The following is a 506-nucleotide window of genomic DNA, read 5'->3' on the forward strand; positions in this document are numbered from 1 at the left end:
GTGAAACCAAACGATGAGCTTTCCGCTCTCGGCCTTGATCTCGCTGATCGAACCTGGCAGGCCCGCGAACGAACCTTCCTTGATCGTGATGGTCTCGCCGATTTCGAAGTCGATCTCGGCGGGAATCGAACGCGCAGCGGTCTTGCCCTTGGTGGACGAACCCTTGGTTGCGGGAGCTTCGACGATTTCAACAAGGCTCTTCAGCATATTGAAAGCTTCTTCGAAGCGAAGAGGAACCGGGTTGTGCGCGTTGCCGACGAAGCCAGTAACTCCTGGGGTGTGACGAACAACCGACCAGCTGTCTTCGTTGAGGTCCATGCGAACCAGAACGTAGCCGGGGATGCGAACACGGTTGACGAGCTTGCGCTGGCCGTTCTTGATCTCGACAACATCTTCCATCGGTACCTCGACCTGGAAAAACAGAATCTTCCATAGCCATCGATACCTTACGGTTCTCAATGTTGTGCTTGACGCGCTTCTCGAAACCGGCGTAGGAGTGGATGACG

General features: G+C 55.3%; 1 protein-coding gene. It reads right to left on the reverse strand.

The annotated features are described in order from the left end of the window. Positions 1–459 (reverse strand): transcription termination/antitermination protein NusG (nusG, locus tag ADICYQ_RS31215; protein WP_498366131.1); only part of this gene is annotated, 459 nt, incomplete at its 3' end. Between the last annotated feature and the right edge of the window lie 47 nt (positions 460–506).

It is taken from the genome of Cyclobacterium qasimii M12-11B, from assembly GCF_000427295.1.
Lineage (GTDB): Bacteria > Bacteroidota > Bacteroidia > Cytophagales > Cyclobacteriaceae > Cyclobacterium > Cyclobacterium qasimii.